Genomic DNA, 8,454 nt, shown 5'->3' with positions numbered 1-8,454 from the left:
GTCGAAGCTCTTTGTAGTAGAGGCTGAAGCACCAAAGCCAATCAGTAACATTGCCGTGATTAACATAATCTTTTTCATTTCATTTTCCATTTTACAAATCAGGATGACGGCGCGGTTTTAATGCGTTCATCTGCCAAGACAAACAGCTGTTCAGGTGTCAGACCTCTGTTAACCGGATCGTTCGTTAGCCTGGTGACTTCGGTTGCAAGGCGACTCATGTTGCTTTCAGTACGGTATTCCGGGTGTGTTGTTAGGAAGCTATTCAACGCCAGCTTTACGCGCTGTTCAGCAGCTGCAGTGTCTCTCTTTTGCTGCTCATATTCCGCCCTGCTGAGTACCCATCCCAGCCGATACATACAGGCATCAAACGCATCATCATTATCGGAAGACATGCGTAAGGCCGTGCCGGTATTAATCCCCAGCGCCATCCCATTCCATGCCGGTGAGCGGGTACGTCCAGGATTAATGATTTGCATGTTGACCTGAGCATTAGCGTTTCCTTTGCATTCAGCCTCATCAATTTTGAGTGCGCGCTTACGCTCGTCCTCAGTTTTGTATTTCGCGGAGTACCACTGCGCGCACCCGGTAAGCAGGGAAGATGCAACAACCAAAAGCACTAATTTTTTCATTTTTAATTCTCTTTTTCGGGGCTGATTCCAGCTCTTGTTGGTGAATTTCTCATTAAAAAGGGAAGCCCGCCGGGATGCTCGAAAAAATAAATCTAATAATAAATATTGCGAATTTCGGGACAGTCATATGACCGGATATAACCTCGGCACAAGAAAAAATCATGAAAATGCCCAAGCTGCTTATCACTGTTCTAATACTTACTTCTGGCGCAGCTAATGCACGAGGTTTTTTCAGCATCTATCGCAATACGACTTACGTAACCAACGTCGGAAACGCTCCCCCATACCAGCGTATTTGTTAATACGACCTATCCGGTGACCATGTAGAACGCGTCGAGCACAGTAAGATACCTAGATGGATAGAAAACGCAGTGGTCGAGATGGCCCTCAGAAAAAACGGATTCAGTTTCGACAAAACATCGATAGAACCCGAAGATATTTCGGCATAACATCGCCCCCCCCTATCTAAATGACATTGACTATTATTGACCAATGCAGGAAGTGATAAACCATATTCATGCGGAATATAATTGGTTTAGTGGATATGAATATTTACCCTTCACATACTGTGCTGGATAATGTTGTTGAATAATTCACAAATCCGCACTGTAAAAACCATTCCGGGCGCAAGAGTGCCTCATTTAAATGAGGACAAGACATGTACGAAGCAACCTTGTTAGCAATTCTTATCTCGGTGCTGTTATGGCGGTGCATGCCACCACTTACCGCGCCTCAACTGATCACGCCGGAAGGGTTCATCATGCCAGAGCCAGAAGACGAGCCCAAAGAGTGGGAAGCGTCGGTGTGCTTCAAAAAAGGCGGAGTAGATGCGCCAGATCCTGATCCTGGTATTGAGGACGCCGCCAACATGCTGGGGCAAATCGGCCAGGAAGCCATGGACTTCTACAAAATGGCGTATGAGGAAGGTACCGCGCGGCAGGAGGGTATCGACGAAGCGACAAAATATGTCGTCGGCAACATGCTTGAAATGTCCGACGCAGCAAAACAGCGTAGTGAGCAGCTATGGGGCCGGTACGTAAACAAATACATGCCGGTGTCGGATAAGCTGATTTCTGATGCGATGAGCTTGGACAGCGCCGCCAATCAGGCTGCAGCTGCAGCAGAAGCTAAAGCTGACGTTTCGACGGCCACAGCGCAACAGCAGGCGGCTACGTCCAGACAGCAGCAGGCAATGGGTGTTGACCCTACCAGCGGCCGTTATCAGGCAATAGAAACGCAGGCTGATACACAGGCGGCATTGAATGCGGCCAATGCGCAGAACATGGCGCGCACGCAGAAGCAGGAAGAAGCCGTAAAGATGCGATCTGGTGTGTCACAACTGGGTATGCAAGAGGCAGGACTCGCAGGGCAGCAGGCCGGACAAGCCGGGCAGCTGGCTACGTCTGCTATCGGTACCGCGTTGGGTGCGAATCAGAGCTTTTATCAGAACGTTGGCCTGATGGGTACCGGCTACGGTTTGGGGATGCAGGGTTATACCAGCAAGGGCAACATGTTGCTCAATCAGTACCAGGCGGAACTCGCGGCCGCGCAAATGGAGAATGCAAGCAACGCGGCCAATACTGCAGGGGCCGCAGCTGGTCTTGGTAAACTTATCGGTGGCGGGCTGGCATTTTTCTCATCCGGTGATGTGAAAAAAGACAAAAATCCATGGATGGCGTACTCGGTACGTTAAGCGGTCGCAATACTGAATTGTGGGGATATAAAGACGGCATGACCATAATGCAGCAACAGATGTAAACGCAGTTACACCAGGAACGTTTGATTCATATTTAATCAAATTTTCTAAGTCAAAAGCACCAGAAAATCTATACCATTAGAGGAACTTAGACGCGTTATTGACGACCTCAAAGCGCCACTGCTCGGGCATTCCCGCGGCCCACCCGAGCAGTGGACAAAACGGAGGATGCGTATGGACAAGACCTTGCCTAAGACGTGCGAAGAGCTAAGGGATTCTACCTCTCAAACGGACTCAATAGAGTCCCCGGAAGTGGGCGCCCTCGACCTGCCCTTCTGGATAAGTTATCGAAACGGGTACAAGGAAGAGGTTTGGTGGCGCTCGTTGCAAGAAACCTCGACTCAGCAGGTGACGCCAGAGAAACCTTCCGGCATGAAATCCTCGGACACTACGAGCTCAATACCTTTGCTCCAGGATACCTGCGAGACGCCAGAACAACCTTCCGATACTACTGACTCGATATCTCTACTCCAGAGGATAAAGCTGTTCTTCGTAAGGTAAGCAATCATTGTCGTGGCTGTATGCAATATCAAACAAAGGTAATAACCGGGTAGTCAAAAACTAGTAACCAGACTCAGTGGATGATGATGAAAACCAGGAAAAGAAAAGCGCTACAAGTAACACCAGATCGGATGTGGCAGGCACTAGAGAAAGCGCTACGGTTGTTTGCATCGAAGCAATACCAGCAGATGAGGATGAATGGAGAGTTGAACCAGTATCTGGACAATCGACTGGCAGAAGTGATCGAAGAACTAAGTGAAAGGAGTCAAGCAGCGATAACACAACCTATTCCAGAAAGTGGCCTAGGAAGATTTCACCATCTGGAAGGACAGATCTTTGCTTTGATGCGGTTACGAAATGTAATAAGACAGATACGTGACCAGCAGGCAGCACCAAATACTCTCAGGACTCCACCGAAACCAGAGCGGCCATCAATGGTGGGGTTATTGGATTTACCGACATTCGTCACCCGCGGAAGCAAGCCGCTGGAGCCTGGTAGTGAGGAGTATTACGAAAAGATACAGAAGGATATTCAGAGCTCTACATGGGAACTGGAACGTCAGCATAAAGAAACAGCCCGCTTACTAAAAAAGCCCTGGAAATTTTCCGACATGAAATCCTTGGTCACTTCACGCTTAACACGTTCACTCCAGAAAGTACGGGCGCTTTTAAGCAGATAGATGAAATATGCAGTATAGGGCGATTGGGATTGTGTGAGCATGGCTGCCAGCAACTCACAGCCTAGCAGAGATTCGAGGTTGGAGAGGTTACTTGTCGTGAGATAAGTGTATCTGCATTAAGAATCCGAACGGTAAGATTACTTGATTGGGGGTAATCGAGAGATCGTGTGCTGTGTGAGGTTAATCTTACTAGGAAACCAATCGGTGCTGATATCGCCCCCCCACACAGCCACCATAATTATTCGGCTGTTATTGGTTCTTTCCCCACCAATACTCAATACCACCACGCAAAAGCATGAACAGAAACGTATGCAATGTCCAATGACGCCATGAGAGACAGTAAATTGATTATGTAAATCAACCCAACACAGCAGGAGGTTTGCCCAAATGAGCGATCGGTATTCAGTCGATATACTTGGCTGGGAGATCATAGCAACTCCATTACCACAAGGTATAGGTGTTAAGCGGCACCTAAACGTTCAACAACGAGCCATTACGGCTATGAGTGCACACAGTAAAACACCACACGGCTACGCGGAATACTACGCAACTCTACGCGCCGCAGAGAATACCGCTGCTAGGCTAAGTTTGATTCTCTCAACCAGAGGGAAGCGCTCCTATGACGCCGCCGCGAGAGCCGCTACAGCCCATTACATGGACTTAGCGATGAATATGCCAGAGAGCTACCAGCGTCACTGTCTGATTAATTCCTCATTGTTTTATCCAAAGCGGAGCTCAGCGGCTGACCGTGATGAACTGAGCACAATAACTGCAACTATTACTGATACGATAGAACGGTATCGCCGCGATGGGCTTAGCAGCAACATGGAAAGAGCTGCTATGGGTGTGATTGCTTCAATTGAATCAGGGCAATTCACTGATGACATTTATCACATTTTTGCTAATGAGGCCGCTGGGTTAATTGCAGATCACTACCGCCCAGGACTTCCACTGGAGGCCCCACAGATTATTGCGGCGCGGTCTATCTGGCACAACACTCCGGCAGCTTTCCCTATTACCATGTTGATTATTCAGAGGGCGAAAATGTATCGCCCGGAGACTGACGAGAAAGGGAACATTACCGAATTGAATCCACTTACTCAGCCAAGAGACTGCCAATTGTATTAAAAAATTTATACGGAGATTGCGGGACTGGTGAAGGTTGAACCCTATTTTCCAGAGTTAAGGTGTGCTGTTCGATATCCTGAATGACCATATAGGTGCCACCGTCCTATGTGGATGTCTTTATCGTATGATAGTGCTGGGTTTCATCAACCGGCCATTGCACGAAGATTGCGAGCTACAGCTCACTGGCCCCCTATTGTAGGTGAGAAATATCATGCATTTAGAATCTGCACTGTAAGGGCTAAGGTCACCAGCGGAAGGATAGAAAATGTCAAAAACGAGAATGACTTTTGCTTTTAGCTATACTTTTAGCTATACGAATGAAAAAACAAAAACATAAAATCTTTAATACACATTAAGTTAAACAACACATTCAAATCCTCTCGTGGACCAGAATACTTTGACAAGTCAAGGGGTTAATCGAAAGATTAGCCCCTTTTCTTTATCTGCAATACTTCCGGCAACCAGGGTCACTTAATATAGGAATCCAGCACTTTCAATATCACCTCAAGATCTTCCTCACGCTTCACCTCGTCACTCTCATGAACAATGTGTTCAGCAAGATGACCTTTGATCACCTCTCGCATTAAACCGTTAACTGCGCCACGTATAGCCGCAATCTGTTGTAGGACGGCGGCGCATTCATGCGGTTCATCAAGCATTTTTTTTAGTGCTACAACCTGGCCCTGAATTTTATTTGTACGTGCTTTAAGTTTTTGTTTATCCCGGATGGTATGCGACATACAAAGGCCTCAATAAGTGAAGTACAGATAAGATTGTATCATTGCCAATCTACTGGGGGGTAGTATTCGGTACTGGGGGGGAGTAGAATCGCAGCGCTTATAATAAATGACTAAGAAACATTCTCATGAACGATTTCTCAACACTGATTCAGCAAGGTAACGCCTGGTTTTTCATCCCCAGCGCGATTTTACTAGGCGCATTACATGGCCTTGAACCCGGTCATTCCAAAACTATGATGGCGGCTTTCATCATTGCGATTAAAGGGAGTATCAAGCAGGCTGTGATGCTGGGAGTGGCAGCGACCGTTTCGCACACCGCTATCGTCTGGCTAATCGCGTTTGGTGGGATGTATCTCAGCAAGCAGTTTACCGCTGATTTTGTTGAACCATGGTTACAGTTAATCTCCGCGTTTATTATTCTGGGAACAGCAATCTGGATGTTCTGGCGCACCTGGAAAGGAGAACAACTCTGGAAACTTGAGCAACAGACAGAGCATCACTCGCATGATGAATCCAGAATCATCAATACGGGTCACGGGCGCGTTGAGCTTTCAATTTTTGAGGAAAATCAGCCCCCGCAATGGCGTTTACGCACGTTGTCTGGCAACAAATGGCAAGCGAATGAGGTTTCACTGACAACTCATCGTGGTGCAGGAACATTTTCGCAAGTGTTCGATTTTGTTGATAAAGGCGACTTCTTAGAATCTAAGCACCCTATCCCTGAGCCCCACAACTTTACTGTTCGCCTGTCTTTAGGTCATCAAGGCCATGTGCATGATTACAACGTCGCGTTTCATGAACACGATCATTCAGCACTGGAAGGCCTGGATGTGGGCTCTAAAGAGTATCAGGACGCGCACGAACTGGCCCATGCGAACGACATTAAACGCCGCTTTACCGGCCAGGAAGTGACAAACTGGCAAATATTATTATTCGGACTCACTGGCGGCTTAATTCCCTGCCCTGCTGCTATTACCGTGCTACTTATTTGTATCCAGTTAAAGGCATTCACTCTGGGAGCGGCAATGGTGGTCTGTTTCAGTATTGGCCTTGCGTTAACTCTGGTCACTGTAGGTGTTGCCGCTGCGGTGAGCGTGCAACAAGCAACGAAACGCTGGAGCGGTTTTAGCACCATAGCCAGAAGAGCGCCTTATTTCTCAAGCGCCCTGATAGCAATGGTTGGCCTGTATATGGGCATACACGGTTACGCCGGGATCACAAACTGATGTTGATCGGGAAAAACGTTTTGCTCGCCACAACGCTTTTCCACTTACCTGAAGGACGTTGTCTAATGCCAGCTATGCCCTATTTGACCATCCGCAAATCTGACCAACGCGTGGTATAGCGCGGCGAAAGCATCGCTCTTTTCATTTTCCACGGTTGCTCAATTCCTTGCCCTGCAAAATAGAGCGCTCCTTTACCTGCCTTCTTATTAATACTGTCTATCGCCTGCATCAGTGCTTCGCTATTGACCCTTGGCGGGTTTTCATCGAACAGATTGAGCTGCGCAACCCCCTGGCTAAAAAAGTCGCAGAGCATAATCCCGGCTTTTTGATAGTGATAGCCGTTTCTCCAGATAACGTTCAGGCAACGTGTAGCCGCGGCGATAATATCGCGGGTGTCCTGCGTGGGGGTTAGCAGTTTGACCGTAGCCCGGTTGCCGTAGTAGGGCTCATTGACTGAGAAAGGTGACGTTTTGACAAAAGCAGAAATGTGGCGGCAATACTGGTGCTCGGCTCTGAGTTTTTCTGCGGCGCGCACTGCATAACTGCAAATCGCCTGACGCATGTATTCGTACTCCGTCACCCGTTCACCAAACGAGCGAGAACAGATAATTTCTTGTTTCGTCGGCATAAACTCTTCAAACCCCAGACACGATTCCCCCCGTAGTTCGCGTACCGTGCGCTCAAGCACCACACTGAAATGTTTGCGGATAAAACTCGTGTCAGTCTCCGCCAATTGCAACGTATTTTTGATCCCCATCGCGTCGAGTTTTTTACTGATTCGACGGCCAACTCCCCAAACTTCATTAACCGGTAATTTCGCCATCAGTTTGCGCTGGTGTTCAACACTGGATAGGTCAACCACGCCATCCGTTTGCAGTTGCCACCGCTTAGCCGCGTAATTGGCTAGCTTAGCCAGTGTTTTTGTCTGGGCTATCCCCACACCAACAGTTAAATGCGTACGCTGTAAAAGAGTGGTACGTATTTCTCGGCCAAATTCCGCTAGATTGAGACAATGGCTTACGCCCGAAAAATCACAGAACGCTTCGTCGATAGAGTAAATCTCCACGCGTGGGCAAATTTCTTCCAGCGTCGTCATAACCCTTTCAGACATATCAGCGTACAGCTCGTAGTTGCTGCTGAAAACAATAACCCCATTTTGCCGGAAGAGCTCTCTGTGCTTAAAGTAAGCGCCCCCCATTTGTACACCACAGTTTTTGGCCTCGGCGTTACGAGCAATAACGCATCCATCGTTGTTGCTTAAAACAACCACCGGTTTACCTTTCAGATCCGGCCTGAATATGGTTTCACAACTGGCGTAAAAACTATTCACATCAACCAGGGCAAACATTATTAGCTCATCGACTTTACGATGAAAGTGACAACACCGAATACCTCAAGCGCCTCATCAGTACCGAGGTGAATAGGTTTGCAGCCACGATGGCGTGGAATTAATTGCCTGGAGGGCCGGAGTTGTAATTGCCTGACAAAAAACTCACCGTTAATCGCCGCAATCACAATATCGCCATGCGCCGCCGTTCGCGCACTGTCGACCACCAGTAAATCGCCATTAGCGATGCCGCCCTCAATCATCGAATCGTCAGAGGCCCGCATGTAATAGGTGGCAGGATGCTTCATCAGCAATTGGTAAATATCAATACTCTGTTCTGCATAATCCTGCGCCGGTGATGGAAATCCCCCCATAGTCATGCCCCCGATGTCGTTGATTGACAATAATTAAAAGAAACAAACGGAGCCATAAACCCCCACCAACACATACTGTATATAAACACAGTA

Annotated in this window: 8 protein-coding genes; 4 read left to right on the top strand and 4 right to left on the bottom strand. The window is 47.9% G+C overall.

The genetic code is table 11. The annotated features are described in order from the left end of the window. Positions 1 to 98: 98 nt before the first annotated feature. Positions 99 to 629: a hypothetical protein gene (locus MES37_RS22305; RefSeq protein WP_237932668.1), complete on the bottom strand. Its 531-nt coding sequence runs from the start codon at positions 627 to 629 to the stop codon at positions 99 to 101. Positions 630 to 1,287: 658 nt separating this feature from the next. Between MES37_RS22305 and MES37_RS22300 the strand changes: the two genes are divergently transcribed. The 3 genes from MES37_RS22300 (at position 1,288) to MES37_RS22290 (ending at position 4,694) form a co-directional block, all read left to right on the top strand. Continuing rightward, on the top strand, positions 1,288 to 2,322 hold the full coding sequence (locus MES37_RS22300) for a hypothetical protein (RefSeq protein WP_237932667.1): 1,035 nt from the start codon (positions 1,288 to 1,290) through the stop codon (positions 2,320 to 2,322). Between the two features lie 644 nt (positions 2,323 to 2,966). Further along, a complete protein-coding gene (locus MES37_RS22295) occupies positions 2,967 to 3,566 on the top strand; it encodes a hypothetical protein (protein WP_237932666.1) in 600 nt (199 codons plus the stop codon). Positions 3,567 to 3,953: 387 nt separating this feature from the next. After that, on the top strand, positions 3,954 to 4,694 hold the full coding sequence (locus MES37_RS22290) for a hypothetical protein (protein WP_237932665.1): 741 nt from the start codon (positions 3,954 to 3,956) through the stop codon (positions 4,692 to 4,694). A 467-nt stretch (positions 4,695 to 5,161) separates the two neighbouring features. Here MES37_RS22290 and rcnR read toward each other — a convergent pair whose 3' ends face one another. After that, positions 5,162 to 5,434: a Ni(II)/Co(II)-binding transcriptional repressor RcnR gene (rcnR, locus tag MES37_RS22285; protein ID WP_064544933.1), complete on the bottom strand. Its 273-nt coding sequence runs from the start codon at positions 5,432 to 5,434 to the stop codon at positions 5,162 to 5,164. A 125-nt stretch (positions 5,435 to 5,559) separates the two neighbouring features. Between rcnR and MES37_RS22280 the strand changes: the two genes are divergently transcribed. Further along, entirely contained in the window at positions 5,560 to 6,660 is a 1,101-nt protein-coding gene (locus tag MES37_RS22280; RefSeq protein ID WP_133521942.1) for a nickel/cobalt efflux protein RcnA, read from the top strand. A 79-nt stretch (positions 6,661 to 6,739) separates the two neighbouring features. Here the strand turns inward: MES37_RS22280 and MES37_RS22275 are convergent, their stop codons facing one another. Both MES37_RS22275 and umuD read right to left on the bottom strand, forming a co-directional pair. Next, complete coding sequence (locus MES37_RS22275) at positions 6,740 to 8,008, bottom strand: Y-family DNA polymerase (protein ID WP_064544929.1); 1,269 nt, start codon at positions 8,006 to 8,008, stop codon at positions 6,740 to 6,742. A 2-nt stretch (positions 8,009 to 8,010) separates the two neighbouring features. Beyond that, the gene (gene umuD, locus MES37_RS22270; RefSeq protein WP_232887300.1) at positions 8,011 to 8,361 is read right to left on the bottom strand and encodes a translesion error-prone DNA polymerase V autoproteolytic subunit; all 351 of its coding nucleotides are present in this window, start codon (positions 8,359 to 8,361) and stop codon (positions 8,011 to 8,013) included. Positions 8,362 to 8,454 lie beyond the last annotated feature (93 nt).

Origin of the sequence: Buttiauxella sp. S19-1, assembly GCF_022134725.1 — a bacterium.
Lineage (GTDB): Bacteria > Pseudomonadota > Gammaproteobacteria > Enterobacterales > Enterobacteriaceae > Buttiauxella > Buttiauxella ferragutiae.
The sequence above is the reverse complement of the archived record's forward strand: the minus strand, read 5'-3'. Positions and strand labels throughout refer to the sequence as shown.

Bases quoted from the DNA above. Each gene is read 5' to 3' on its own strand.
- MES37_RS22305 (WP_237932668.1), bottom strand. From the start codon at position 629: ATGAAAAAATTAGTGCTTTTGGTTGTTGCATCTTCCCTGCTTACCGGG.
- MES37_RS22300 (WP_237932667.1), top strand. From the start codon at position 1,288: ATGTACGAAGCAACCTTGTTAGCAATTCTTATCTCGGTGCTGTTATGG.
- MES37_RS22295 (WP_237932666.1), top strand. From the start codon at position 2,967: ATGATGATGAAAACCAGGAAAAGAAAAGCGCTACAAGTAACACCAGAT.
- MES37_RS22290 (WP_237932665.1), top strand. From the start codon at position 3,954: ATGAGCGATCGGTATTCAGTCGATATACTTGGCTGGGAGATCATAGCA.
- rcnR (WP_064544933.1), bottom strand. From the start codon at position 5,434: ATGTCGCATACCATCCGGGATAAACAAAAACTTAAAGCACGTACAAAT.
- MES37_RS22280 (WP_133521942.1), top strand. From the start codon at position 5,560: ATGAACGATTTCTCAACACTGATTCAGCAAGGTAACGCCTGGTTTTTC.
- MES37_RS22275 (WP_064544929.1), bottom strand. From the start codon at position 8,008: ATGTTTGCCCTGGTTGATGTGAATAGTTTTTACGCCAGTTGTGAAACC.
- umuD (WP_232887300.1), bottom strand. From the start codon at position 8,361: ATGGGGGGATTTCCATCACCGGCGCAGGATTATGCAGAACAGAGTATT.